This window comes from Streptomyces sp. NPDC005435 (assembly GCF_040703155.1).
Taxonomy (GTDB): domain Bacteria; phylum Actinomycetota; class Actinomycetes; order Streptomycetales; family Streptomycetaceae; genus Streptomyces.
This window is the reverse complement of record NZ_JBEXEQ010000010.1, coordinates 247,182-273,514: the sequence shown is the minus strand read 5'-3', so window position 1 is coordinate 273,514 and position 26,333 is coordinate 247,182. Positions and strand designations below refer to the sequence as shown.

General features: G+C 71.1%; 17 protein-coding genes and 1 pseudogene. 6 read left to right on the top strand and 12 right to left on the bottom strand.

Translation table 11 applies throughout. The annotated features are described in order from the left end of the window. Positions 1–202 precede the first annotated feature (202 nt). From AB0898_RS15480 to AB0898_RS15465, 4 genes are all read left to right on the top strand, one after another. Entirely contained in the window at positions 203–1,522 is a 1,320-nt protein-coding gene (locus tag AB0898_RS15480; RefSeq protein ID WP_366803422.1) for a ribonuclease D, read from the top strand. A 321-nt stretch (positions 1,523–1,843) separates the two neighbouring features. Beyond that, positions 1,844–3,061 (top strand): acetyl-CoA C-acyltransferase, encoded by a 1,218-nt coding sequence (locus AB0898_RS15475; RefSeq protein ID WP_366803421.1) that lies wholly within the window; start codon positions 1,844–1,846, stop codon positions 3,059–3,061. After that, positions 3,058–5,187, top strand: a complete 2,130-nt coding sequence (locus AB0898_RS15470) for a 3-hydroxyacyl-CoA dehydrogenase NAD-binding domain-containing protein (protein WP_366803420.1) — start codon at positions 3,058–3,060, stop codon at positions 5,185–5,187. The genes AB0898_RS15475 and AB0898_RS15470 overlap by 4 nt, the downstream gene beginning before the upstream one ends. A 180-nt stretch (positions 5,188–5,367) precedes the next feature. Next, positions 5,368–7,050, top strand: a complete 1,683-nt coding sequence (locus AB0898_RS15465) for a hypothetical protein (protein WP_366803419.1) — start codon at positions 5,368–5,370, stop codon at positions 7,048–7,050. Between the two features lie 7 nt (positions 7,051–7,057). On the opposite strand, the gene AB0898_RS15460 is transcribed toward AB0898_RS15465, so the two are convergent. The 6 genes and pseudogenes from AB0898_RS15460 to AB0898_RS31865 all read right to left on the bottom strand — a co-directional run. After that, the gene (locus tag AB0898_RS15460; RefSeq protein WP_366803418.1) at positions 7,058–8,395 is read right to left on the bottom strand and encodes a phosphodiester glycosidase family protein; all 1,338 of its coding nucleotides are present in this window, start codon (positions 8,393–8,395) and stop codon (positions 7,058–7,060) included. Continuing rightward, the gene (locus tag AB0898_RS15455; protein WP_366803417.1) at positions 8,388–9,119 is read right to left on the bottom strand and encodes a hypothetical protein; all 732 of its coding nucleotides are present in this window, start codon (positions 9,117–9,119) and stop codon (positions 8,388–8,390) included. Before AB0898_RS15455 ends, AB0898_RS15460 begins: the two co-directional genes overlap by 8 nt. Further along, positions 9,116–9,859, bottom strand: a complete 744-nt coding sequence (locus AB0898_RS15450; protein WP_366803416.1) for a rhamnogalacturonan acetylesterase — start codon at positions 9,857–9,859, stop codon at positions 9,116–9,118. The genes AB0898_RS15455 and AB0898_RS15450 overlap by 4 nt, the downstream gene beginning before the upstream one ends. 1 nt (position 9,860) lies before the next feature. After that, the gene (locus AB0898_RS15445; protein WP_366803432.1) at positions 9,861–11,078 is read right to left on the bottom strand and encodes a CDP-glycerol glycerophosphotransferase family protein; all 1,218 of its coding nucleotides are present in this window, start codon (positions 11,076–11,078) and stop codon (positions 9,861–9,863) included. A gap of 1,028 nt (positions 11,079–12,106) precedes the next feature. Further along, positions 12,107–14,404 (bottom strand): glycosyltransferase family 2 protein, encoded by a 2,298-nt coding sequence (locus AB0898_RS15440; protein WP_366803415.1) that lies wholly within the window; start codon positions 14,402–14,404, stop codon positions 12,107–12,109. Positions 14,405–14,934: 530 nt separating this feature from the next. Continuing rightward, a pseudogene (locus AB0898_RS31865) lies at positions 14,935–15,858 on the bottom strand (CDP-alcohol phosphatidyltransferase family protein); the annotation flags it as partial. A gap of 529 nt (positions 15,859–16,387) precedes the next feature. Between AB0898_RS31865 and AB0898_RS15430 the strand changes: the two are divergent. Next, a complete protein-coding gene (locus AB0898_RS15430) occupies positions 16,388–17,485 on the top strand; it encodes an LCP family protein (protein ID WP_366803413.1) in 1,098 nt (365 codons plus the stop codon). A 42-nt stretch (positions 17,486–17,527) separates the two neighbouring features. Here the strand turns inward: AB0898_RS15430 and AB0898_RS15425 are convergent, their stop codons facing one another. Beyond that, on the bottom strand, positions 17,528–18,544 hold the full coding sequence (locus AB0898_RS15425) for a hypothetical protein (protein ID WP_366803412.1): 1,017 nt from the start codon (positions 18,542–18,544) through the stop codon (positions 17,528–17,530). A gap of 72 nt (positions 18,545–18,616) precedes the next feature. Here AB0898_RS15425 and AB0898_RS15420 point away from each other — a divergent pair, with 72 nt between their 5' ends. Then, positions 18,617–19,009, top strand: a complete 393-nt coding sequence (locus AB0898_RS15420) for an NTP pyrophosphohydrolase (RefSeq protein ID WP_366803411.1) — start codon at positions 18,617–18,619, stop codon at positions 19,007–19,009. A gap of 44 nt (positions 19,010–19,053) precedes the next feature. Here the strand turns inward: AB0898_RS15420 and AB0898_RS15415 are convergent, their stop codons facing one another. From AB0898_RS15415 to AB0898_RS15395, 5 genes are all read right to left on the bottom strand, one after another. Then, positions 19,054–20,565: an amino acid permease gene (locus AB0898_RS15415; protein ID WP_366803410.1), complete on the bottom strand. Its 1,512-nt coding sequence runs from the start codon at positions 20,563–20,565 to the stop codon at positions 19,054–19,056. A 175-nt stretch (positions 20,566–20,740) separates the two neighbouring features. After that, on the bottom strand, positions 20,741–22,660 hold the full coding sequence (dxs, locus tag AB0898_RS15410; protein WP_366803409.1) for a 1-deoxy-D-xylulose-5-phosphate synthase: 1,920 nt from the start codon (positions 22,658–22,660) through the stop codon (positions 20,741–20,743). Between the two features lie 179 nt (positions 22,661–22,839). Continuing rightward, positions 22,840–24,132: an ABC transporter permease subunit gene (locus AB0898_RS15405; protein ID WP_366803408.1), complete on the bottom strand. Its 1,293-nt coding sequence runs from the start codon at positions 24,130–24,132 to the stop codon at positions 22,840–22,842. Continuing rightward, positions 24,129–24,920 carry an ATP-binding cassette domain-containing protein gene (locus tag AB0898_RS15400; RefSeq protein ID WP_366803407.1) on the bottom strand — a complete coding sequence of 264 codons (792 nt, stop codon included), beginning with the start codon at positions 24,918–24,920 and terminating at the stop codon, positions 24,129–24,131. Before AB0898_RS15400 ends, AB0898_RS15405 begins: the two co-directional genes overlap by 4 nt. Before the next feature lie 207 nt (positions 24,921–25,127). Continuing rightward, on the bottom strand, positions 25,128–26,225 hold the full coding sequence (locus AB0898_RS15395; protein WP_366803431.1) for a substrate-binding domain-containing protein: 1,098 nt from the start codon (positions 26,223–26,225) through the stop codon (positions 25,128–25,130). Between the last annotated feature and the right edge of the window lie 108 nt (positions 26,226–26,333).

Here is a 26,333-nt window from a genome sequence, read left to right as displayed (position 1 = left end):
CCGCCCCCGCGGGGCGCCGCGCGGGGGGGGGGCGGGCGGCGCCGCCCGCGGCGGGGCGCGCGGCGGGGTTTGGGCCCGCCCCGGCGCGCCGGCGTGTGCGCGGGCCCGGGGAGCGCGCCGGGGCGGCCGGATTTGTACGGTCCGCGCGCCGCCCGGCCGAACGCGCAGGCCAGCGCCGCGGCCATACGGATACCCTGGGCATGTGACCGACGCCCAAGACACCGCAGCAGACAGTTCCCTGCGCATCACCGGAGGCACCCCTCCGGACGACGCCGGATCTTCTGTGACGGGGGCGTCCGCCCTGGCCGGGGCCCCGATTCCGGCGCCGGTCCCGCTGCTTGAGCCCCGTGAGGGCATCCCGCCGGTGATCGCCGACGCGGCCGGGCTGGCCGAGGTCGTCGCCGCGTTCGCCGCCGGTTCGGGACCGGTCGCCGTCGACGCCGAGCGCGCCTCGGGCTACCGCTACGGCCAGCGCGCCTACCTGGTGCAGCTGCGCCGCCAGGGCGCGGGCACCGCGCTGATCGACCCCGTCGGCTGCCCCGACCTGTCCTCCCTCGGCGAGGCGCTGTCCGGCACCGAGTGGGTGCTGCACGCCGCCACCCAGGACCTGCCCTGTCTGCGCGAGATAGGCATGCTGCCCACCCGGCTGTTCGACACCGAACTGGCCGGCCGGCTCGCCGGGTTCCCCCGGGTCGGCCTCGGCGCGATGGTCGAGAACGTGCTCGGCTTCGTCCTGGAGAAGGGCCACTCGGCCGTCGACTGGTCCACCCGCCCGCTGCCCGAACCCTGGCTGCGCTACGCCGCGCTGGACGTGGAACTCCTGGTGGACCTGCGGGACGCCCTGGAGAAGGAGCTGGACCGGCAGGGCAAGCTGGAGTGGGCCCTGGAGGAGTTCGCCGCGATCGCCTCCGCGCCGCCCGCCGAGCCGCGCAAGGACCCCTGGCGGCGTACGTCCGGGATGCACAAGGTACGCAGGCGGCGCCAGCTCGGTGTCGTCCGCGAGCTGTGGGAGACCCGGGACCGGATCGCCCAGCGGCGGGACGTCTCGCCGGGCAAGGTGCTGAGCGACGCGGCGATCGTGGAAGCGGCGCTGGCCGTGCCGTCCAACGTCCACGCGCTCGCCGCGCTGAACGGTTTCGGACACCGGATGGGGCGGCGTCAGCTGGAGCAGTGGCAGACGGCGATCGACCGGGTGAAGGCTCTTCCCGAGTCCGAGCTTCCCCAGCCGGGCCAGCAGCTGACGGGTCCGCCTCCGCCGCGCGCCTGGTCCGACAAGGACCCAGCGGCCGCCGCCCGCCTCTCCGCCGCCCGCGCGGGGGTCACCGCGCTGGCCGAGCGGCTCGACATGCCCCAGGAGAACCTGATCTCCCCGGACACGGTGCGGCGCCTGTGCTGGGAACCTCCGGTGGTTGTCAGCGGGGAGTCCGTCTCGGCTGTGCTGCGGGGACTCGGCGCGCGGGAGTGGCAGATCGCTCAGGTGACGCCGGTTCTGGTGACGGCACTGTCTGCCGACGGCGCGTAATCGCCGTAACGGGTTGCGCGGGCATGGCGGGTGCGGGCCGCCGGTGGCCGTTCGCGCAGTTCCCCGCGCCCCTGAAAAGACCACACCTGGCCGCCCGCTGAAAACGCCCACCCCGCCCCCGTCCTGGCCGTGGGCAGTCGTTCCGCTGGGGCGGAACGGGTGGGCACGGCCTCCCACGCCGGGCGCCTCTTCAGCACAGGTCCACTGAAGCCACCGGTGTGACGTTCACCGCTAGCCGGGGCCGGGCTGTGCAGCTACGTTACTCATAAGTAGCATGGGGTTGAGCAAGCGCTCAGCGTCCCGCACCCTGGAGGAGCCATCGTGCCTCGTACCGTCAGGGACGTCGTCTTCGTCGACGGCGTCCGTACCCCGTTCGGCAAGGCGGGCCCGAAGGGCATCTACCACGAGACCCGCGCGGACGACCTCGTCGTCAAGGCGATCCGTGAGCTGCTGCGCCGCAACCCCGGCCTGGACCCGCAGAAGATCGACGAAGTCGCCATCGCCGCGACGACCCAGATCGGCGACCAGGGCCTGACCCTGGGCCGCACGGCGGGCATCCTCGCCGGCCTGCCGCAGTCGGTCCCCGGCTACTCCATCGACCGCATGTGCGCGGGCGCCCTGACCGCCGTGACCTCGGTCTCCGGCTCGGTCGCCTTCGGCGCGTACGACGTGGCGATCGCGGGCGGCGTCGAGCACATGGGCCGTCACCCCATGGGCGAGGGCGTGGACCCCAACCCCCGCTTCGTGAGCGAGAAGCTGGTCGACGAGTCCGCCCTGTTCATGGGCATGACCGCCGAGAACCTGCACGACCGCTACCCGACGATCACCAAGCAGCGCGCCGACGAGTACGCGGTGCGCTCGCAGGAGAAGGCCGCCAAGGCGTACGCCGACGGCAAGATCCAGCAGGACCTGGTGCCGATCTCGGTCCGCCGTACCAACGAGGAGGCGGGCGAGACCGGCTGGGGTCTGGTCACGGCCGACGAGCCGATGCGCCCGGGCACCACGCTGGAGAACCTGGCCGGCCTGAAGACGCCGTTCCGGGTGCACGGCCGGGTCACCGCGGGCAACGCGGCCGGTCTGAACGACGGCGCCACCGCCTCGATCATCGCGAGCGAGGACTTCGCCCGCGAGCACGGCCTGCCGGTCAAGATGCGCCTGGTCTCGTACGCCTTCGCGGGCGTCGAGCCCGAGGTCATGGGCTACGGCCCGATCCCGGCGACCGAGAAGGCGCTGGCCAAGGCGGGCCTGTCGATCTCCGACATCGGCCTGTTCGAGATCAACGAGGCCTTCGCCGTCCAGGTGCTGGCCTTCCTGGAGCACTACGGCATCGCGGACGACGACAGCCGCGTCAACCAGTACGGCGGCGCCATCGCCTTCGGCCACCCGCTGGCCTCCTCCGGCGTGCGTCTGATGACTCAGCTGGCCCGCCAGTTCGAGGAGCACCCCGAGGTCCGCTACGGCCTGACGACCATGTGCGTCGGCTTCGGCATGGGCGCGACGGTCATCTGGGAGAACCCGAACTTCGAGGGGGACAAGTGAGCACCACCACCGAGCTGCTGAAGGGTGCGGCCGAGCTGTTCCCCGGCGAGGTCGTCACCCAGGCCCATGTACGGCACTTCGAACTGCCCTTCAACGCGGGCAGGTTCGCGCTGATCACGCTGGACAACGGCTTCGACCACACCAAGCCGACCACCTTCGGCCCGGCCTCGCTGGCGAACCTGAACGCCGCCATCGACCAGGTCGAGAAGGAGGCCGCGGACGGCGGCATCGTCGGCGTCGGCATCACCGGCAAGCCGTTCATCTTCGCGGTCGGCGCCGACCTCAAGGGCGTCGAGCTGCTGAAGAACCACGAGGACGCGCTCGCCATCGGCAAGGGCGGCCACGCGGTCTTCAAGCGCCTGTCCGGGCTGGCCGTGCCGACCTTCGCGTACTACAACGGCGCGGCCATGGGCGGCGGTGTCGAGGTCGGTCTGCACTGCACCTACCGGACCGTCTCCCAGTCGGTCCCGGCGTTCTCGCTGCCCGAGGTCTTCCTCGGCCTGGTCCCCGGCTGGGGCGGCTGCGCCCTGCTGCCGAACCTGATCGGCGCCGACAAGGCCGTCTCGGTCATCATCGAGAACAGCCTCAACCAGAACCGTCAGCTCAAGGGCAAGCAGGTCTTCGAACTCGGCATCGCGGACGCGCTGTTCGAGGGCGCGGACTTCCTGGAGCAGTCGCTGCTGTGGACCGCCCGGGTGCTCAAGGGCGACCTCGTCGTCGAGCGCCCGGAGATCGACCGGGGCGAGGCGTGGGACCAGGCCGTCGCCAAGGGCCGTTTCATCGCGGACTCCAAGGTGCACGGCGCGGCCCCGGCCGCCTACCGCGCTCTCGACATCATCGAGGGTGCCAAGGACGGCGACCTGGACAAGGGCTTCGCCGCCGAGGACCAGGCGCTCGCCGACCTCATCATGGGTGGCGAACTGCGCGCGGGCATCTACGCGTTCAACCTGGTGCAGAAGCGCGGCAAGCGCCCCGCCGGCGCGCCGGACAAGGCGCTGGCGCGTCCGGTCACCAAGGTCGGTGTCGTGGGCGCCGGTCTGATGGCCTCCCAGCTCGCGCTGCTGTTCCTGCGCCGCCTGGAGGTGCCGGTCGTGCTGACCGACATCGACCAGGAGCGCGTCGACAAGGGTGTGGGCTACGTCCACGCCGAGATCGACAAGCTGCTCGGCAAGGGCCGTATCCACCAGGACAAGGCCAACCGTCTCAAGGCGCTGGTGACCGGTGTCCTGGACAAGGCCGAGGGCTTCGCGGACGCGGACTTCATCATCGAAGCCGTCTTCGAGGAGATGGGCGTCAAGCAGAAGGTGTTCGCGGAGGTCGAGGCGGTCGCCCCGGCGCACGCGATCCTCGCCACCAACACCTCCTCGCTGTCGGTGTCGGAGATGGCGTCGAAGCTGAAGCACCCCGAGCGGGTCGTGGGCTTCCACTTCTTCAACCCGGTCGCGATCCTGCCGCTGCTGGAGATCGTGCGCGGCGAGCAGACGGACGACGCCTCGCTGGCGACCGCGTTCGCGGTGGCCAAGAAGCTGAAGAAGACCGCGGTGCTGGTCAAGGACGCCCCGGCGTTCGTCGTGAACCGCATCCTGACCCGCTTCATGGGCGAGATCCAGAACGTCATCGACGAGGGCACCCCGGTCGCCGTCGCCGAGAAGGCCGTCGAGCCGCTCGGTCTGCCGATGTCCCCGCTGGTCCTGCTTGAGCTGGTCGGTCCCGCGATCGGTCTGCACGTCTCGGAGACCCTCAACCGGGCCTACCCCGAGCGCTTCACGGTCTCCCCGAACCTCAAGGCGGTCGTCGAGGCGGGCAAGCGCGGCTTCTACGTCTACGACTCCGGCAAGCCGGAACTGGACCCCGAGGTCGCCGCGCTCCTCAAGCAGGGCGACACCGTCCTGACCGAGGAGCAGGTCCGCGCCCGCGTCCTGGACGCGGTGGCCCAGGAGATCGGCCTCATGCTGGACGAGGGCGTCGTCGCCGAGGCCCAGGACATCGACCTCTGCCTGATCACCGGCGCCGGCTGGCCCTTCCACCTGGGCGGCATCACGCCGTACCTGGACCGCGAGGGCGTCTCGGAGCGGGTGAACGGGAAGCGCTTCCTGGAGCCGGGCGTGGCGAGCGTGCCCGCGTAACGCTCCCCCGAGCATCGAAGGGCCCCCGCGGTGACGCGGGGGCCCTTCGTCTTGCCCGGAGTTCACGCGCGTTCACACCTTCCACACCAGTTGTTCACCTATGCGATATGGCTGGTTAGAATCTTGCAAGCTTCCGTAAGGAAGTCGGTTCACTCCTCACAGAAGCGAGCAAGGCACTTCATGGACACGGCACTTCCGGAACTCTCGCCGAATCTCGCCACCGTGGACCGGCGGAAGATCGTCACCGAGACCGACACCTGGGGTCCCGTTCCGGTCGAGTACCGCTTCCGCGCCGCCGACGCCGACGTCCGTCATCTGGTCGTGGTCTTCTCCGGCCTCGGCGCCCCCAACGGCTACCACTTCGCGGGCCGTTCGCTGAACGCGCTGCGCGCCAACGTCCTGTGGATCAAGGACGACTTCGACGGCCACTACAGCTACTACCTGTGCCGCTCGATGGACTTCGGGATCGAGGACTCCGTCCACCGGCTCATCGAGTCCACCATGGCCCGGCTCGGCCTGACGCGCGATCAGGTCAGCCTGCTGGGCGTCTCCAAGGGCGGCAGCGCGGCGCTCTACTACGGCCTGAAGTACGGCTATCGCAACATCGTGACCGTCGTTCCCCAGTTCCTGGTGGGCAGTTACGTGCGCGACCGCGCCGTCACCGGCCGGTACATGCTCGGCGAGGACATGCCGCAGGAGCACGTCGACACCCTGGACGAGGCGATCCCGGAGATGCTGCGCGTGCGCGGCGGCCAGGGGCACAACGTCTATCTGTTCACCTCCGAGGCCGACGAGCAGTACGAGACGGAGATCGCCCCGCACCTCGACCACTTCTGGGCCTGCGACAACTTCAATCTGGTCAGGACCCGTTCGGAACTGGTCCGTCAGCACGGCGAGGTCTCCGCCTACAACCTCCAGCTCCTGCTGGGAGTTCTGGCCGCGCTGGCCGAGGGCGCCGAACCGCGCCTGGGCCTCCTGGAGAACGGCGACCCGCAGGTGGACGAGGAGGAGCGCCGGCGCCATCTGGCCGAGCTGCGCACCTCGGACGCCCTGACCGCCGTCCTCACCAAGCAGGAGGTGCGCGGCAGCCAACTGCTGCTGAGCGGCGAGGCGTTCATACCCGGCGAGTCGCCGTACGGCGAGTTCCGGGAGACCAAGTCCCTGGTCCTCGAAAGCGGCGGCCGGCACTGGGAGTTCCCGCTGACGACGAGCGAGGCGAAGTACACCTACAGCCGCTGGTTCGACGGCTTCGCGCGGGACTACGCGGACGGCGGCTTCGAGCCCGAGTCCCCCGCCGGCATCCCGCTGCGGGGTATCCCGAGCGGGGTCTACGACCTCTCGGTGCGCGTCTCCAGCCCCTCGGAGGGCATCGACCGCCGCACCCCGCTGGTGGCCCGGCGCCCCTTCGACATCCGGCGGCCGTACGGCGGCCTGGAGATCGCGCTGACGGGCGACGAGAAGCGGGTGCGGGTCATGCGCCGCGCGGTCATCGGCCACTTCTCCCAGGAGACCGTCTTCTCGCTGGAGAAGAGCTGGCTGGAGGAGCGCGCGCTGCACGTGGAGGGCGTGTTCTTCGTGCACGGCGTGGAGGCGGACTCCCACCAGCACGCCCTGTACTACCTGGTGCTGCGCGGCGCGAAGTCCACGCACTCCTTCCGGCTCGGCAAGTCCCACCGCCCGAACGCGGTCCGCCCGCATGTGCGGCGCGGCGACTACGGCACCTACGACTACGGCTACTTCGCCACCTCGGGGTACAAGGGCGTCACCCTGCCGGCGACGGTGTCCGGCGAGTACGAGATGTACATCTCGATGAGCACGGGCGGGACGCTGTTCTCGGCCTCGGCCGGGTCGATCACGATCTGAGGAAACGTCACTTCACGGGCTCGTCCGGCAGGATGACGAGCCCGTCGGCGACCGCGCGCTCGCGCACCGGGCCGTCCTCGGTGTCGCGGGGGCGGTTGCGCAGCCGGCCCCGGAGCACCACCGAGGTGGAGCCGCCGCCGTCCAGGTTGACCGCGTCCACCGCGCCGAGGGACCGCGCGAGCCGCGCCTCCTCGGCCGGGGTCGCGCCCACGCTCTCGCGCCGGGAGCGGCCGTCGACGGCGATCAGCAGCAGCGTGCCGTCGGCCGTGACGGCGGCCATGGTGCGCGGTTCCCGGCGCGGCCCGAGCAGCGCGGTGGCCTCCGGGTCGAACACCCCGGCGCGCAGCAGCCGGGCGCTGCCGCCCACGGCGGTCTCGACGGGCCCGGGCAGCGGAAGGCCCGCCGGGCCGGTCATCCGCTCCGAGACGGCCATCCGCGTGCCCGGTACCGCGTGCGCGCGCAGCCACGCGGCGCCCGTGCCGATGCCGTAGAGCGAGCTGCTGCCCTCGGGCAGCGGGCCGCCGGCGGGGGTGCGCAGCCGGAGCACGGTCCCGGCGGTGGAGAGCAGCGCCTCCGTGCTGCCCTCGGTGCCGGGCGGGGTGTCGCCGCCCCACTCGGGCGCGAAGGAGACCACCTCGTCCGGGTCGGTGCACAGGCCCTCGAACGGCGTCTCCTGGGGGCGGCCCGTGGTGGCGAGGCGGTCGCCGCCGGTTCCTCCGCAGCCGAGGATGCGGCCGGGCACCCGGTCCACGCCGTCGAGTTCACGGACCGCGCCGTCGGCCGCGCGCAGCCGTCCGGTGGTGGCCACCTCGGCCACGCGGGCGTCGAGCCGGCCGCCGGTGTGGCCCAGGAGGAGGGCGGGGCGGCCGTCGAGGGCCTCGCTGAGCACGCGGCCGTGTTCGGCGTACAGCCCGATGGGGTCGCCCTCGTAGCCGGAGTGGTGGTGGCCGGTGCGGATGTCGAAGTAGGTGCCGTTGATGGCGGCGAGCGCGTCCGACCGGACGGCCAGGGTGCGCACGGTGTCGGAGCGGGTCATGTCGGCGCCGTGCACGCCGGTGACGCGTACGTGGGCGTCGGGGGCGATGCTGAGCACGGTCAGCCGGACGGGCGCGCCGGGCCCGAGACTCCGGGTGAGCTGCCGGAAGCCGAAGCCCGCGGGCAGTCCGGTCGCGGCCGGGGCGGGCCCGGCCGCGCCGGGGTCCGCCGTACCCGAGGGCGACGAGGCCGGCGAGGACGCGGGGGCCGGCCGGTCCGGGGAGCCGGGGGCCGGGCCCGCACAGCCGGCCAGCGTCCCCGCGAGCGCGACGGCACAGGCCGCCTCCCGCAGGCGCCGGATGCTAGCCATGCACGGCCAGCGCGCCCGGCGAGTCCCCGAGGTCACCGACGTACACGGTCACCTCGGACCACACCCGGTGCCCGTCCTCGGCCTCGAAGGCCAGCTCGAAGCGGTCGTAGCCGAGGTGTTCGGGGTGGGCCTGGTAGCTGACGCCGCCGTCGGGCGCGCAGGTCAGCAGGCCGTGCCGGGCGCGGCCGACGGCGACCAGGCGCAGTCCGGGGGCCGGGGTGTGGCCCGCGGGCAGCAGGGCGCGGCCGCCCGGGCCGAGGGTGACGCACTGGCCGGGCAGCCAGGTGCGGCGCACCCGGAAGCCGGTGTCCGAGACGGCGGCCGAGGGGACCAGCCGGTCCCCCTCCGCCGCCATCACACCGACGACGATCCGGGGCAGCACCGTCGCGCCGTCCGGTGCGTGGGGGTCGACGCGGATCACGCAGCTCACGGTGCGCGGCTCGTCGTCCTCGGTGACGTAGGTGGCGTATCTGCCGTTCGCCAGCAGGTTCAGGCCGGGGTGGCGGAGCATCGCGGCGCCCGGGGCGAGGGAGTCGTCGATGAGGTAGCCGTAGGTGCGGTAGGCGCCCTCGGCGGGGGTGAGGGTCAGGGAGAGGGTGATCTCCTGCCCCGGGGCGACGGGCAGCGCCGGATCGGCGTCCGCGACGAGGCGCAGCGTGCCGGGCGTCCCGGCGGCGCCGGGGTGGGCGGCGTGCGCGAGAGCCAGAAGATGGTCGTCGTTCATCGGAGTCCTAGGTCGTCCGGGCTCTCCGCGTAGGGCACCGCCTCCAGCGGCACCGGGGTGTCCAGCTCGCGGAAGTGCTCCGGGGTGAGCAGCCCCTGCCGTTTCAGTTCGGCGGCCACGAAGCGGGCGCACTCGACGGCGCCCCGCTCCCTGAGGTGGGTGTTGTCGCGCAGCCCGTCGGGGTGGGCCGGGTGTTCGCCGGGTTCGAGGTGGGCGAAGCAGGCGCGGCTGCCCGTGTCGCCCGCGCGGCGCCAGCGGGCGGCGCTCCACTCCCCGAGGTCGGCCACGGGCACGCACAGGCTCGCGCCCAGTTCGCGCACGGCGGCGTGGTACATCCCGAGCGGCCTCAGCAGATTGCCCTGGTCGTCGAAGAGGCGGCGTTCGTGGCTCGTCACCAGCACGGGGTGGGCGCCCCGGTCGCGGGCGCCGTGGACGTGGGTGCGCAGGGCCCGCTGGTAGTCGCCGAAGGGCTCGGTGCCGCGCGGGTCGTCGGTGTGGACGTCGTTGAGCCCGAAGCAGGCCAGCAGCAGATCGCCGGGGGCGAGCGCGTCGAGGACCGCCGCGAGGTCGCCGGACTCCACGAAGGTCCGCGAACTGGCGCCAGGCCGGGCCGAGTTGACGACCTCGGCGCGGGTGAGGAACAGCGGCAGCGCCTGCCCCCAGCCGGCCAGCGGAGCCTCGTCCCGGCGGCGGCCTGCCGTGCCGGAGTCGCCCGTGAGGAAGATCCTGGGCGTCGTCATCTCAGCCCCTTCCCGCCTGCTGCGGCTCCGGCCGGCCCATGACGAGCGGGGCCGACGGCAGCCCGGGGTCGCCCGCGACGGCGGCGTCCATGGTGGCGATGACGTCGTAGGCGCGGCGGCAGTTGTTGGTGTCGCGCAGGACGAAGAACTCCTCCGCGCGCTGCCGGTAGCGCGGTTCGACCTCGAAGCCGCGCTCGATGGAGGCGATGATCTCCTCCACCGCGCGGTCGACGGTGGCGCAGGCGGGGCCGAAGCCGTCCCGGCCGAGGTCGAAGTAACCGCGCTTGTAGTGCTTGCTGTAGAAGCTCTCGTCGTCGAAGTTGGTGTAGACGATCGGCTTGCCCATGTAGGCCACGTCGAAGAACACCGAGGAGTAGTCGGTGACGAGCATCGAGCACTCGCGCATCGCCAGCTGGACGTCGCGCCCGGTGGTGGAGACCGTGATCGACGGGTGGTCGATGCGGAAGTGCTTCAGATAGGGCCGGATCTCGTAGTGCGGCATGAACTCCAGCTGCACGTCGTGCCGTTGACAGGCCGCGAGCAGCCGCTCGTCGCGCAGCAGGGCCGAGAAGAAGCGGTAGTACTCGGAGGCGGCGAACGGGATCTCCGGCTTGGCCGCCTTGTTGTACGAGGGCGCCACGATGTCACGGCGCCAGGTCGGCATGATCAGCACGCGGCGCGGTCCGCGCACCGGCTCCAGGGCGTCGAAGCGCGGCAGGCCGGTGGCGGCGACGCGGTCGTAGCCGTAGCCGCAGTGCTCGGCGTAGTAGGCGCGCTCGCTGCGCCCGGTGGTGAGCACCATGTCGACGTTGGTGACCTGGGCGTGGATGGAGGGCGCCACGTCGTTGTAGACCACGCCGTGCTGGAGGAAGACCCGCTTGTAGCGCAGCAGATCGCCGTAGCCGGTGAGGAAGGCGCGCTTGGACAGCCCGGGGAAGCCGAGGTAGGCCTCCAGGTCGTAGGCGTTGATCAGCCTGGTGGCGTGCAGCAGATAGACCCGGTACTTCCAGGACAGGCGGTCGATGACGCGGCCCAGCGGAGCCACCTTGGCGCGGTCGGCGGCGGTGCCGTTGATGGCGTAGTACACCCGGCGGCGGCGCTCGTTGGTCCGTATCCACTTGAACAGGTGGTACGAGTTGTCCTGCGCGGTGTCCTCGCGCTCGCCGATGATCCAGATGTCCTTGCCGCGCAGCCACGGGTGGAACAGCCAGTAGAGCATCCGGGTGCGCCAGCCGGGGCGGCCGGGCAGGGCCATGCGGAACGCCCTGAAGAAACGTTTCGTCTTGTGGGTGAGCCGCTTGCCCGCACCCGCGACCCGGCGCAGCGTGATCTTCTCGTCGGCGTCGATGTCCAGGAGCACGGTGGCCTTGCCCGCGCGGTGCACGCCCTTGAAGCGGTGCAGCATCTGACGCGGGTCCACCGGCGCGTCCAGGTGCCGCTCGCCGTCGTGCACGCGCAGGGTGAGGGTGAGGTCCTGGTTGTCCAGCCCGGCGAAGTCCTCGGGGCGGACCACGGCACGCCAGCCGCTGTACCAGTCCTGCTCCTTGCGGGTGCGCCAGCGGTCGCGGCGGTACACCTGGCCGACGGGGACGGCCCGTTCGGTCTGCCCGTCGGACAGGACGAGTTCGATCCGGTTGTCGAGGAGGTGGGCGATGTCGACGCCCGAGAGGACCATCAGCCCCTCGAAGACGATCTGCTCCGCCTCGACATGGCAGGTCTCCAGGACGAACCGGTGCCGGTCCACCCGCAGCAGCGAGGTGTCCGCGCGGTCCGCGATGAGCCTGCGGAAGAGACCCTTGTCGTCCAGGTACAGGTGCGGCCGGAACCCGGGCGCGGTGTACGGGTCGCGGAACAGCTCCAGGTTCTCCGTGCGCACCGCGTGGTGCTGGATGCGCGCGAGGCCGGCCGTGGCGTACTGCAGGATCAGGTCGTCGGGGATGTCCGCGTAGACCTGGCACAGCGCGGGGAAGACCGCCGCGAGCTCCTCACCGCTCATGATCCGGTGCAGATTGCGCAGATACGGCTGGAAGGTGCGCACCACGAACCGCTGCGCCAGGCGCAGGGTGCGCGCGTCCAGCTCCGTGGCCCGGCGCAGGACGTGCCGGCACAGCCGGATCAGCTCCTGCGCCTTGACCGGGTCGTTCCACGGCAGGTCGAAGAGCGAGTCGTGCTGCTCGCCGTCGCGTTCGTAGCAGGTGGCGCCCGGCGCGATGGTGACCCGGCGGGCCTGCAGCAGGGCGGGCACGGTCAGCCAGGCGTCCTCGAAGCCGGGGCCCTGACCGCAGCGCAGCCGCTGCTCGCGGACCAGGCCGGTGCGCAGCAGCTTGGCGCCGAGGCTGGTGGAGAACACCAGGTACGGCGCGTCGCGCAGCCGCTCCACCTTGGCGGGCGTCGGCCCGAAGTAGCGCGCCCACGCCTCGTCGCCGGCCCGGCTCGGCTCGGCTCGGGGAAGTTGTCGGTGCGGCCCACCACGACGTCCGCCTTGGCGGCGCGGGCGGCGTGCAGCAGCCGGTGCACGCTGTCCTCGCCGAGGATGTCGCGGGCGCGGGCGAACATGACGTACGGCGCGGTCACATGGCGCAGACCGTGGTCGAACGCGGCGCGCATCCCCATGGCGATCTGGGAGACGACGGTGACGTTCGGCCAGCGGGCCGCGAACTCCTCGATCCGGTGGGCGGTGGCGTCGGTCGAGCCGTCGTCGACCAGCACGACCTGCATGGACGCGAAGTCGCGCTGGGTGTCCAGGGAGCCGAGGAACTCGGGCAGGTTGTACTCGTCGTTGTGGCAGTGGACGACCACGGCCGCGTGAGGGCGCTCGCGCCGGGCGAACGGCTCCGGCAGCCGCTTCTTGGTCCACCAGGTCCAGGGGGTGCCGCGCCGGTCGGTCCGGGTCTGCTGCTCCCTGGTCTCCGGGCGCAGCGCGAGGTTGCCGCTGACGGTCTCGTACATCTCGTACGTGGTCCCGGCGCCGGTGTAGCGCTCCGCCTCGATGTCGACACCGCGCACGCAGACGGCCGTGGTCGCGCGCTCGCCCTCGTGCCGTACCTGGATGAGGAGGTTCCAGACCGCGGGGCGCTCGAAGGCGCCGAGGGTCGCGTCCAGGGAGATGGTGGCGTGGTAGCGGATCTGCTCCTCGTCCACCTCGATGCCGGTGACGGGGAAGGTGTGGTCGGTCTTCGGGCCCCGGCAGCGCAGGACGGCGACGAGTTCGAGCTTGTCCTTGGCGCCGACGCGGCCGAACTGGTTGCGGATGAAGCCGGTCAGCTGGAGTTCGCCGCCGGTGGTCTCCACCCGGGTGGCCTGGTTGAACAGCCGGGCGTCGGAGAGCCGGGTGCCGGTGAGGTCCAGGTCGGTGACGTCGAGGAACCGCTCGGCGTCCGGGCGGCCGAGCAGCGAGCCGGACCAGAAGACGCGGCCGTCGCGCTCCACCAGGTCGGAGCTGAGCACCGGGCGCCGCTGGGTGAAGTCGGCGGCGGACAGCGCCACGTCGGGCCTGCCCTGCATGAGCCCGAAGGCGCGCACCCGCTCCAGCGGTCCGCACAGGTCCCAGCAGTCCTCGGGGAGGGTGCGCAGATAGGGGCCCGTGGCGCGCAGGAAGCCCTCGCGGTAGGCGTCGTCGCCCGCGCGCAGGGCGCCCATGTAGAGCCCGAGGTCGTGCGAGAGGAACTTGGCCGCCTTGCGGACGATCAGCTCGTCGGCGCCCTGGCGGGCGAGGAAGTCGTCGGTCCACTGGTGGACGAGCACCCGGTCGCGGATGCTGCGCAGTTCGCCGCGCCGGTTGGTCAGCGACGGGGTGTCCGACTCGCGCTCCCAGATCCACCGGTAGACCGGGGCGGTGAGCAGGCTGATCGTGCCGGCGAAGTAGTGGGCGACGGTGGAGAAGTAGGTGTCCTCGAAGTGGACGCCCTGCGGGAAGCGGATGCCGTGCTCGTGCAGGAACTCCGTGCGGTACAGCTTGGCCGCCGCGATCGGGTCCTCGAACAGCTCGGGCATGGCGGTGAGGCCGCCCTCCACCGTGCGGTCGGCGCCGTAGAGCTGCGGCTGCCAGACGGTGTTCTCGCCCTTGTCGAGGTTGACGCGGAGCGCCCGCCCGGCGGTGATGTCGGCGCCGGTGGCCAGCGCGGAGGCGAGCAGCGTCTCGCAGGCGCGGTGCGGCAGTTCGTCGTCGGCGTCGAGGAACATCAGGTACTGGCCGGTGGCGATCTCGATGCCGTGGTTGCGCGGGGAGCCCACGCCGCCGCTGTTGCGGGTGCGGACCACGACCTGGACCCGGGGGTCCTTCTCGGCGTACCGGTGGGCGACCGCGAGGGTGCCGTCGGTGGACGCGTCGTCCAGGACCAGCACTTCGAGGTTGCGGTGGGTCTGGCCGAGCGCCGAGCGCAGCGCCCGGTCGAGGGTGGCGCCCGCGTTGTAGGCGGCGACCACGACCGTGACGGTGTACGCGGAGGCGTCGGCGTAGGTGAGCGTGTCCACCTCGGCGAGGGCGGCGCGGGAGGGGGGCTCGGGAAGCGTGGTGGGTGCGGTGGCTGCGTTCGGTTCGTTCATCGCGCGTATCCCCCGTCCGTCCAGGGCTGAGGCTGGGCGTGGGGCTGGGTCTGGTACTCGGGGTACTGCGGGGACGGGGTCTGGGGGTACGGCTGCGCGTACGGGTCGGGGTCGGGCTGGGGCTCGGCGTAGGGCTCGAACCAGGAGACGGGGGCCGGCTGGGCGGGGTCCTCGTACGGTGCGTACGGCGCGTGGTCCGGGTACGGCTCGTGGTGCTCGTACTGCCCGTACTGCGGCTGGTGTTGCTGCCCGTACGGGTCGTACTCCTGGTACTGCTCCTGGTGCGGGAAGCCGAGGCGTTCCTCGCGGGAGGGGAAGTGGTCCTCGGCGCCGTGCTGCGGCTGGCTGGGGACGCCCGCGGCGAGCGGGACCTCGGGCCGGGCCCAGGAGGGGACGGAGGCGGGGTCCTGGGCGGGCTCGGTCCAGGCGGGGTCCGGGGCGGGCTCGGTCCAGGCGGCCTCGGGGGCGGGGGCGCCCTCGGGAGCCGGGGTCGGCTCGGTCCACACGGGCTCGGCGGGGGCGGGGGCCGGCGCCGGGGCCCGGTCGGTCGTCATGTCCCGTACGACCCGGTTGAAGTCGCGCGTGGAGAGCCAGAACTTGTACATGATGAACAGCTCGAAGGCCAGCAGCAGGGCGGCCGAGGCGGCTGTGGTCCACAGGATGCTGCCGAGCAGCGGGCCCACGATGAACACGAACATCTGGAATTCGATGCCGCTGAACAGATGCGGGCGTATCCGGGTGCGCAGCATGGCGCGGCGGACGCGGGTGTACCAGGGGAACTGGTCCCGGAACTGCTCGTGCAGGTCGACGACCGGGGCCTCGGCCTTCGCGCGGAGGGTCTCCACGGGGGTGGCCGGGTTGTCGCGCAGCAGGTCCTCCATGAAGACCAGCCGGCCCTCGCCCCGTGCGTCGCGCTCGGCGCGCTCGGCCTCGGCCCGTGCCGCGGCGGTGCGTTCGAGCCGGGTGCGCATGGACTGGCGCATCTTGTAGATCTGCAGGGCGTCCAGGTAGCGCAGCATGTCGAGGAAGACGACGCCGAGCGCGGCCAGCAGGAAGCGCGGGTCGTCGGTGCGCAGATACTGACCGCCCATCAGCGCGAGGGCACAGGCCAGCACGCGGACGCGGTCGAAGACGTAGTCGAGCCAGCCGCCGAAGACGGAGCCGTTGCCCTTGAGGCGGGCGAGCTTCCCGTCGATGCAGTCGAGGACGAAGCTGAAGTGGTAGAGCAGCGCGCCGACGACGAGGGAGGCGGTGTCCCCTTCGAGGAAGAAGACCGCCGAAGCGAGTCCGACGAAGAGCGCGGCCCAGGTGACCCCGTTGGGGGTGATGAACCGGAAGCGGGCCACCACCATCAGCAGCCGGGTGGCGAGCGGGTCGACCAGGAACACGGTCCACCACGCATCGCGCTTCTTACACGTCAGCTTCTGTACCGCCCGCAGCGACAGATCGGCCATAACCCCTCAGATACGCGCCGGACGGGACAAGATCTTCCGTCGCGCGAAGGGCGCCCGACGGGTTTCTCACGCACGTACCTGGTGTTTCACAGAACCATCACATGAGGTGGTGAACTTTAACAACGCTTCAACTAAGTGTCGACGCGCGATCACCCTCCATACACGGCGAGGATGATCACAGACCTTCCGTACAACCTTTTGCCGACTTCGCCGCTCATGTCTGCGTAACCCGTCGCCGACCGGTGCACTGGGGGTTCAAGCCTCAAGTCCGGCAAGGGAGTTGACGCCACATGTGACAGCTTTGACCGGGCCGGGGCGCAAGGCCGCCCACCCCTCGCGCGACACAGGGCGACTCTTTGATCACTTTGCGTGTCGATCATTCGCGATCAGGAGCGCTAGCACAACGGGCGCATCAGCGCCGGATGTTTACAGATGCCTCACTTTTCCTACAGGATCAGTCGATCCTCCGCCTCCCCACGCCACTTCCCCCCGCCCCGCGGGGCACGACCCACGAGGAACTCGAAGCAGGATGAGTCACGTCTCGACGCCCCAGCACAGCGCCCCCGGAACGCCCGCCGGGCCCGGCACCGGAGAGGCCCCGCAGCGCAAACGCCGTACCGGCCGGAAGATCCTCATCGCCCTCGCCGTCGTCCTGGTCGCGGCGGGCGGCACGGGCTACTGGCTCTACGACAGCCTCGACTCCAACATCAAGGGCGTCGACCTCGACCAGGCCATCGGTGACAACCGGCCGCAGAAGCAGCCGACTTCGGGGCAGAACCTGCTCGTGCTCGGCTCCGACTCGCGTTCCGGGGCCAACGCGGCGCTGCACACCGGGCAGGTGTCCGGGGCGCGTTCGGACACCGCGCTGGTGATTCACATACCCGAGGGGCGGAAGAAGGCCGTCGCCATCAGCATTCCGCGCGACACCCTGGTGACCAGGCCCGAGTGCACGGGCCGGAGCGGCAAGCAGCTGCCCTCGGCCAAGCGCGTCATGTTCAACTCGGTCTACTCGGTGGCCGGTCCGGCGTGTGTGGTCAAGACGGTCGAGCAGATGTCGGGCGTGCGGCTCGACCACTTCGTGGAGATCGACTTCGCCGGCTTCCAGGGGCTGGTGGACGCGATAGGCGGCGTGCCCGTCACCGTGGACCGCGACATCCACGACTCCTCCAGCGGCCTGGACCTGAAGGCGGGCACGACCCGGCTGACGGGCACGCAGGCGCTGCAGTTCGTGCGCACCCGGCACGGCATCGGCGACGGCAGCGACCTCGGGCGCATCGGGCTCCAGCAGAAGTTCCTGATCTCGCTGCTCTCCGAGATCAAGAAGCAGGACCTGCTGGGCAGCCCCACCAAGGCGTACACCGTCGCGGACAAGCTCACCCAGTCACTCACGACCGACTCCGGGCTCGACTCCCTCACCAAGCTCGCGGAGTTCAGCCGCAGCATGAACGGCGTCGACCCCGAGACCATGGAGACGATCATGCTCCCGGTGCGCTACGACACCCAGGACCCCAACCGGGTCGTGGCCGCCGACCCGCAGGCCACCCAGCTGTGGAAGGCCGTCCGCAGCGACACGGCGATCCCCGCCTCCGCCAAGAAGTCCCCGGCCCGGGGCGGCGAGACCCCGTAAGCGCGGCGGGGCTTCGCCCGGTCCGGCGGGGCCCCGGTCCGCTCAGACCTCGCGCCACGCCTCCAGCGCGAGCCCCGGCTCGTCCTTGCGGCGCGTCAGCAGCAGCCGCCCGGTGGAGGGGGACAGCGCGGCCGCGACCGTACGGCCGAACTCGTCCGTCGCCAGCGACACCACCGCGTCCTCGGCCAGCCGCGGGCCCGACTCGGCCCACCAGGCGCCGGCCGACTCCAGCTCCGTGGGGTACGCCGCGAACGCCACGCGGGAGTTCGCGGTGCGCTGGGCCAGCAGGGTGCAGTCGTGGCCGTCGAGCGTGCAGCGGACGGCGGTCACCGGGCCCGGTCCGGCGGCGGTCAGCAGCGCGGCGGGCTCGGCGCCGGGCCGCCAGGCGTGCAGGGCGCCGGAGTCGTCCGTGTAGAAGAGGGTCGTGTGCCCCGGCGAGGTGGCCAGCGCGTACAGGGTGCCGGGGCGGACCGGGGTCTCCAGGGCCTCCTTGAGGACCGGTTCGGCGCCCGCCTTCTCCTGACGCCAGTGCAGGATGCCGCCGGGCACCGCCGCGTACAGCTCGATACGGCCGGACTCCCCCGTCACCGCCGCCGGGCGGTCCTGGACGTCATGGCCCTTGAGGTCCTTCCAGGGCTCCCAGCCGCCCTTCTCCTTCTGCACGGTCATGCTCACCCCGCCGCCGTCGTTGCGGACGAAGACATGGGCGCGGCCCTGGGCGTCCACGGCGACGGCCGGGGTGCCGGTGCGCGGGCCCTTCTTGTCGGGGTGGCCGATGGGGGTCCAGTCGAGCGGGGCGAGATGGGCGCGGAAGTGGGTCGAGTGCACCAGGGCCGCCTCGCCCTTCGCCGTGGGGCGCCAGGAGACGAGGTGGGCGTAGCCGTCGGCGCCCTGTCCGACGGCCAGGACGGGGTGCAGCCGCTGGTCGCCGCCCGCCCTGCGCGGTGCGCTCCAGCCGCCGCCGGGGCCGCGTTCCGCCCGGCACAGGACGGCGTCGCCCGAGAGCAGATAGGCACCGAGCCGCCCGTCGCGTCCGCATATGAGCCAGTCGCCGTTCACGGAATCACCATAAACGGCCCGGTCCGGGCGCCCTCCCGCGCCCCCTGGGCCCGGGAGTGGGACGCTGGAGTCATGGACGACGTGCAAGGCAACGCTGACCAGGACGGCACCCTCCTCGCGATCGTGGACTGCGCGAACGTCGTCGGTTCACGGCCCGACGGCTGGTGGCGCGACCGCAAGGGCGCCGCCGAGCGGCTGCGCGACCGGCTGGCCTCCGACGGGCTGCCCGGGCGGACCGACGACGTGGAGATCGTGCTCGTCGTGGAGGGCGCCGCGCGCGGCGTGGAGTCCGTCCCCGGCGTACGGGTGGAGTCCGCGCCCGGCAGCGGCGACGACTGGATCGTGGAGCTGGTCGCCGACGCGGACGGCCGCGACCGTCTCGTGGTCACGGCCGACCGCGAACTGCGGCGCCGGGTGGGCGAGCTGGGCGCGGACGTGTCCGGCCCTCGTACGGCACTGGGCTGAGCGCCCCCGTACGGCACTGGGCTGCGCCCCGCCCGCGCCCGCTCTCAGCCGGCGCCTCCCGAGGGCTTCTCCGCCGCCTCCTCCCGCGCCCGTACCGCCAGGCGGCTGTGGGTGCGGCCGTAGACGAAGTAGACGACGAAGCCGATCGCCATCCAGATGGCGAAGCGGAGCCAGGTCTCGGCGGGCAGGTTGACCATCAGCCACAGCGAGGCGCACACCGAGACGATCGGCAGGAACGGCACCCACGGGGTGCGGAACGCGCGGGGCAGGTCGGGGCGGGTCCTGCGCAGGATGATCACGCTGAGCGCGACGACGACGAACGCGAACAGCGTGCCGATGTTCACCAGCTCGGCCAGCTCGCTCAGGCTGGTGAAGCCCGCGATGACGGCGATGATCACGCCGAGCAGGATGGTCGGCCGGTGCGGGGTGCGGAAGCGCGGGTGGACGCGGGAGAAGAAGCGGGGCAGCAGCCCGTCCCGGCTCATCGCGAAGAACACCCGGGTCTGCCCGAGCAGCAGGATCATGCACACGGTCGTCAGACCGATCACCGCGCCGAAGCTGATGACCCCCGCGAACCAGGGATGGCCGAGCGATTTGAAGGCGTCCGCGAGCGGCGCCTCGATCGACAGCTTGTCGTACTTCACCATCCCGGTCACCACGATGGACACGGCGACGTAGAGCAGGGTGCAGATGATCAGCGAGCCGAGGATGCCGCGCGGCATGTCCCGCTGCGGATTGCGGGTCTCCTCGGCGGCGGTGGCGACGATGTCGAAGCCGATGAACGCGAAGAACACCACCGAGGCGGCGGTGAAGATGCCCATCACCCCGAAGTTGGCCGGGGCCCAGCCGAACATCAGCTGGATGAGCGGCGCGCTGAGGTCGCCGCCCGCCTCGGCCGGCTGGGCCGGAGGGATGAACGGGTGGTAGTTGGAGCCCGTGACGAAGAAGGCGCCGCCGATGATCACGATGAGCACCACGATCACCTTGATGGCGACGACCACGGAGGTGATCCGCGCCGAGAGCTTCATGCCCACGACGAGGACGACCGTCAGCAGCAGCACGAGTGCGGCGGCCAGGATGTCGAAGCCGAACCCGCTCGCGCCGTCGCGGCCCGAGAGGTACGGGGGCAGGGTCGCGCCCCAGCTGTCGAGCAGCGAGCGGATGTAGCCGGACCAGCCGACCGCCACCACCGCCGTGCCCAGCGCGAACTCCAGGACCAGGTCCCAGCCGATGATCCAGGCGGGCAGTTCGCCCAGGGAGGCGTACGAGAAGGTGTACGCGGACCCGGCCACCGGGACCGTGGAGGCGAACTCGGCGTAGCAGAGCGCGGCCAGGCCGCAGACGATGCCGGCCACGACGAAGGAGAGCGCCACCGCGGGGCCCGCGTTGTTCTTCGCCACCTGGCCGGTGAGGACGAAGATGCCGGTGCCGATGATGACTCCGACGCCGAAGACGGTCAGGTCGAGGGCGGAGAGGGACTTCTTGAGGGAATGCTCCGGTTCCTCGGTGTCCCGGATGGACTGCTCGACGTTCTTCGTCCGGAAGAGCGTGCTCACACGTACCTACCTCCCACGCTCGTCGACCTCGACATGATCGAGAGGGCCGGGGATGCGTGTGCCCGGCACTGGCAGGTTCACGCAGGCGGGCCGGTTCCGCCACCTGGAGAGGCGGCGAAACCGGCCCGAAGGGTTGTTCATGGAGCGCGCGTCCGCCCGCGCGCTCTTGTGCCGGCTAGTCGCGCGCGGACTCCACGGCGGCGGCGCTGTCCTCGAAGCGGCCGTCGAGCTTGGCGACCAGGCCGGTGACCTGACGCGCGATGTCCGGCGCGGTCAGCCCGATCTCGGCCATGACCTCGGCGCGCGAGGCGTGGTCGAGGAAGCGCGGCGGGATGCCGAAGTCGCGCAGCGGCACGTCCACGCCCGCGTCGCGCAGCGCCTGGGCGACGGCGGAGCCGACCCCGCCGACGCGGCTGTTGTCCTCCACGGTGACGACGACCCGGTGCTCGTTGGCGAGCGGGGCCATGGCCTCGTCGACCGGCTTGACCCAGCGGGGGTCGACGACGGTGGTGGAGATGCCCTGCTTGTCGAGCAGGTCCGCGATCTCCAGGCACATCGGGGCGAGCGCGCCGACGGAGACCAGGAGCACGTCGGGCCGGTCGGCGCCGGGCTCGCGCAGCACGTCCATGCCGCCCACCTTGCGCAGGGCGGGTACGGCGGGGCCGACGGCGCCCTTGGAGAAGCGGACCACGGTCGGCGCGTCCTCCACGGCGACGGCCTCGCGCAGCTGGGCGCGCACCTGGTCGGCGTCGCGCGGCGCGGCCAGCCGCAGCCCGGGGACCACCTGGAGGATCGACATGTCCCACATGCCGTTGTGGGAGGCGCCGTCGGTGCCGGTGACGCCCGCGCGGTCCAGGACGAAGGTGACGCCGCACTTGTGCAGGGCGACGTCCATCAGGACCTGGTCGAAGGCGCGGTTGAGGAAGGTGGCGTAGACGGCGAAGACGGGGTGCACCCCGCCGTGCGCGAGACCGGCGGCGGAGACGGCGCCGTGCTGCTCGGCGATGCCCACGTCGTAGACGCGGTCGGGGAAGCGCTTGGCGAACTTGTCCAGGCCGACCGGCTGGAGCATGGCCGCCGTGATGGCGACGACGTCCTCGCGCTCCTCGCCGAGCTTGACCATCTCGTCGCCGAAGACGGAGGTCCAGTCGGCGCCGGAGGTGGCGATCGGCAGGCCGGTGTCGGGGTGGATCTTGCCGACGGCGTGGAAGCGGTCGGCCTCGTCCTGGAGGGCGGGCTGGTAGCCGCGGCCCTTCTCGGTGAGGCAGTGCACGATGACCGGGCCGCCGAACCGCTTGGCGCGGGCCAGCGCGGACTCCAGCGCCTCGATGTCGTGACCGTCGATCGGGCCGACGTACTTCAGGCCGAGGTCCTCGAACATGCCCTGCGGGGCGATGAAGTCCTTCAGGCCCTTCTTGGCGCCGTGCAGGGTGTCGTAGAGCGGGCGGCCGACGACCGGGGTGCGGTCGAGCAGGTCCTTGGTACGGGCGAGGAAGCGCTCGTAGCCGTCGGTGGTGCGCAGGGTGGCCAGGTGGTTGGCGAGGCCGCCGATGGTGGGCGCGTAGGAGCGCTCGTTGTCGTTGACGACGATGACGAGCGGGCGGTCCTTGGCCTCGGCGATGTTGTTGAGCGCCTCCCAGGCCATGCCGCCGGTCAGGGCGCCGTCACCGATGACGGCGACGACGTGGCTGTCGCGCTGTTTCAGCTCGTTGGCCTTGGCGATGCCGTCGGCCCAGCCGAGCACCGTGGAGGCGTGGCTGTTCTCGATGACGTCGTGCTCGGACTCCGCCTGCGCGGGGTAGCCGGACAGGCCGCCCTTCATCTTCAGGCGGGAGAAGTCCTGGCGGCCCGTGAGCAGCTTGTGCACGTAGGACTGGTGGCCGGTGTCCCACAGCACCTTGTCCTTGGGCGAGTGGAACACCCGGTGCATCGCGATGGTCAGCTCGACCACACCGAGGTTGGGGCCGAGGTGGCCGCCGGTCTTGGAGACGGCCTCGACGAGGAAGGTCCGGATCTCCTCCGCCAGCTGGTTCAGCTCCTCCAGAGTGAGCCGGTCCAGATCGCGCGGTCCCGTGATGCGGGTCAGCAGCGGCACCCGTGCCTCCTTGCAGATAAGAGCTGATCGAGCTGTTGCCGGGCTTGATGAGTCTAATGTTCCGCTCCGGCCGCCGGTGTCCGGGCGTGCCCATGGTTGTTTCACCAGGCAGACGGAGCGGCCGGAGACGCCGAAGAGGCCCGGCGCTCCGTTGCGCCGGGCCTCTGAGCCAGCCGCGCTTACGCGCGGCCGGCCGACTTCTGGGTCTTGCGGGTGACGGCGTCGATGACGACGGTCGCCAGCAGGACACCACCGGTGATCATGTACTGCACCGGAGAGGGGATGCCCTGGAGGGCCAGGCCGTACTGGATCGAGACGATGACCAGCACACCGAGGAGCGCGTTCCAGGTGCGGCCGCGGCCGCCGAAGAGGGACGTACCACCGATGACGGCCGCCGCGATGGCGTTCATCAGCAGGTCACCGCCGCCGGCGCCCTGGTTGGCGGACGCGATCTTGGAGGCGATGAACAGACCGCCCAGCGCCGCGAAGGTGCCGGAGATGGCGAACACCGAGATGCGGACCAGGTCCACGTTGATACCGGCGCGGCGGGATGCCTCGACGCTGCCGCCGAGCGCGAACACCTTGCGGCCGTAGGCCGTGCGGCGCAGCACGAAGTCGGTGACGAAGAGGACCGCGACGAAGATCACGACAGCCAGGGGCAGGCCCTTGTACTGGTTGAACACGATCGCGACGGCGAAGGCGAGGACACCCAGCAGCACCGTGCGCAGAATCGTCTCGCTCAGCGGCTTCGACGGCACACCGGCCGCCTCGCGGCGCTTGTTGGCGAAGAACGAGTTGAGGAAGAAGAGCACGGTCACCGCGGCGGCCAGACCGTAGGCGGCGGCCACGTCGGAGAAGTAGTAGCTCGTCAGGTTGGCCACGAGGCCGTCGCTGTTGAGGTTGATCGTGCCGTTGTCGCCCAGGATCTTGAGCATGAGGCCGTTCCAGAACAGCAGACCCGCCAGGGTGACCGCGAAGGCGGGCACACCGATCTTGGCGAAGAAGAAGCCCTGGACGGCGCCGGCGACGGCGCCGGTGAGGATCGCCAGCACGAAGGCCAGCACCTCGTTCATGCCGTGGGTGATGTTCAGCACCGCGAAGGTGGCGCCCGCGACACCGGAGAGGGAGCCGACCGAGAGGTCGATCTCACCGAGCAGCAGGACGAACACGATACCGACGGCGATCATGCCCGTGCCGACCATGGCGACGGAGATGTCGGAGAGGTTGCCCGCGGTGAGGAAGTTGGAGTTCAGGCTCTGGAAGATGATCCAGATGACGATGAGTCCGACGACGACGGGCATCGAGCCCAGGTCGCCGGCCTTCATCTTGCGCTTGAACTCGCCGACGTAGCCCGCGAGTCCCTGCTCGCGTACCAGCAGCCGGGGGTCCACGGCGACACCGGCGCCGGGAGCGGCCTCCGGGTTCGCCACGGCCGCGCCCCCGGAGGGCGTGGGGGTCTTGTCGATGCTCACTTCGTGCTCTCCCCATTGGTGCGCGCCGCACGACGGGTGACGGCATTGTCCGTGGCGCCGGTGATGGCGGAGATGATCTCTTCCTGAGAGGTCGACTTGACCTCGAAGACGCCGTTGTTGCGGCCCAGTCGCAGAACGGCCACCTTGTCGGCGACCGCCTTGACGTCGGCCATGTTGTGGCTGATGAGGATCACGGCATGGCCGCGCTCCCGCAGCCGCTCGACGAGGTCGAGAACCTGGGCGGTCTGCTCGACGCCCAGCGCGGCGGTGGGCTCGTCGAGGATCACCAGCTTGGGCTCGCCGAGCATGGAGCGGGCGATGGCCACGACCTGGCGCTGACCGCCGGAGAGCGAGGCGATCGGGATGCGGACGCTGGGGATGCGGATCGAGAGCTGGTCCAGCAGCTCGCGCGAACGCCGCTCCATCTCCACCTCGTCCAGCACTCCGCTGCGGCGGAGCTCCCGGCCGAGGTAGAGGTTGCCGACGACGTCGATGTTGTCGCACAGCGCGAGGTCCTGGTACACCGTGGCGATGCCCAGGTTCTGGGCGTCGTGGGGCTTGTTGACCTGGACAGTCCTGCCCTCCCACTCGATGACGCCCTCGTCGATGGGGTGCACACCGGCGATCGTCTTCACCAGCGTGGACTTTCCGGCACCGTTGTCGCCCACCAGGGCGACCACCTCACCGGCGTGGATCTCCAGCGTGACATCGGTGAGCGCCTGGACGGCACCGAACCGCTTGGAGACTCCGCGCAACGCCAGCACGGGCGTAGCGGACACGTGAACCAACTCCTTCGCCGCCTGACCCGGCGGGAGGTTGTGCAGAAGTTTGGGGGAATTCCGTCCGGCGCCCCGCGACGAGCTTGCGGGGCTGTGTGAAGGCGCGGGGCGCCGGAGGGAGCCTGATGCGGCCGTACGGCCTTGCGGCCTGCCGGCCTGCGGCCCGGCCGGGGGCGGGACTCGTCGAGCGGGTCCGGCCCCGGGCGGGGCGGCGGCTTACTTCAGGCCGGCCTTCGCGCAGGCGGCCTTGTACTGGGCCGTGCAGATGTCGGCCACGGTGTAGACGCCGTCCTTGATGACGGTGTCCTTGATGTTGTCCTTCGTCAGCGAGGTGACGGCGACGAGGACCGAGGGGACGCCCTTCGTGGTGGGGCTGTCGACCTTGTCCTTGGCGACGGAGTCGAGCGACTTGCCCTGGGCGAGGTCCACGGCCATCTCGGCGGCGGCGGCGGCCTCCGGGGCGTACGGCTTGTAGACGCTCATGAACTGCTCACCGGCGACGATGCGCTGGACACCCGCGAGCTCCGCGTCCTGGCCGGTGACCGGGACGTTGATGCCGGCCTGCTTGAGGGCGGTGATGATACCGCCGGCCATACCGTCGTTGGCGGAGTAGACGCCGACGATGTTCTTCTTGCCCAGAGCGGAGATCGCGCCCTCCATGTTGGAGTTGGCGTTCTCCGGCTTCCACTCCTTGGTGTCGTACTCCTTGCCGACCTTGACCTTGCCGTCGAGCACCTCGTGGGCGCCCTTCTTGAACTGCGCGGCGTTCGGGTCGGTGGAGGAGCCGTTCATCATGACGATCTTGCCGGACTTGGCCTTGGAGCCCAGCGCCTTGAGGAGCGCCTCGCCCTGGGTCTTGCCGACGGTCTCGTTGTCGAACGAGGTGTAGGCGGCGATCGGGCCCTGCGCCAGGCGGTCGTAGGCCACGACGGGGATGCCCGCCTCGTGGGCCTTCTGGACCGAGTTCTTGATGGCCGCGGCGTCCACCGCGTCGATCACCAGGACGTCCACCTTGTTGGTGATCATGGTGTCGACCTGCTGGCTCTGCAGCGTCGCGTCCTGCTTGGCGTTGGCGTAGACGACCTTGCCCTTGCCGTTCGTCAGCTCCGAGACCTTCTTCTCGATCAGCGGACGGTCGAACTTCTCGTAACGCGCGGTCTGGTTCTCCGGAAGGAGCAGACCGACCTTGATCGCGTCGCCCTTCTTGGTGTCAGCGGTCTTCGAGGCGCCACCGGTGGACTCCTTGGCGCTGCCACAGGCGGCGAGAGAGACGGCCATGGCACCAGCAGCAACGGCGAAGGCCGCACGACGCATACGCGTGTTCACTTCAGAAACCTCCCTGACGAGGCCGCGTCGTTGCGGCCGAGGTGGCTGGAAGTCAACTCGGCCACGCGTTCGGCGTCAAGAAGTAAATTCTTAACG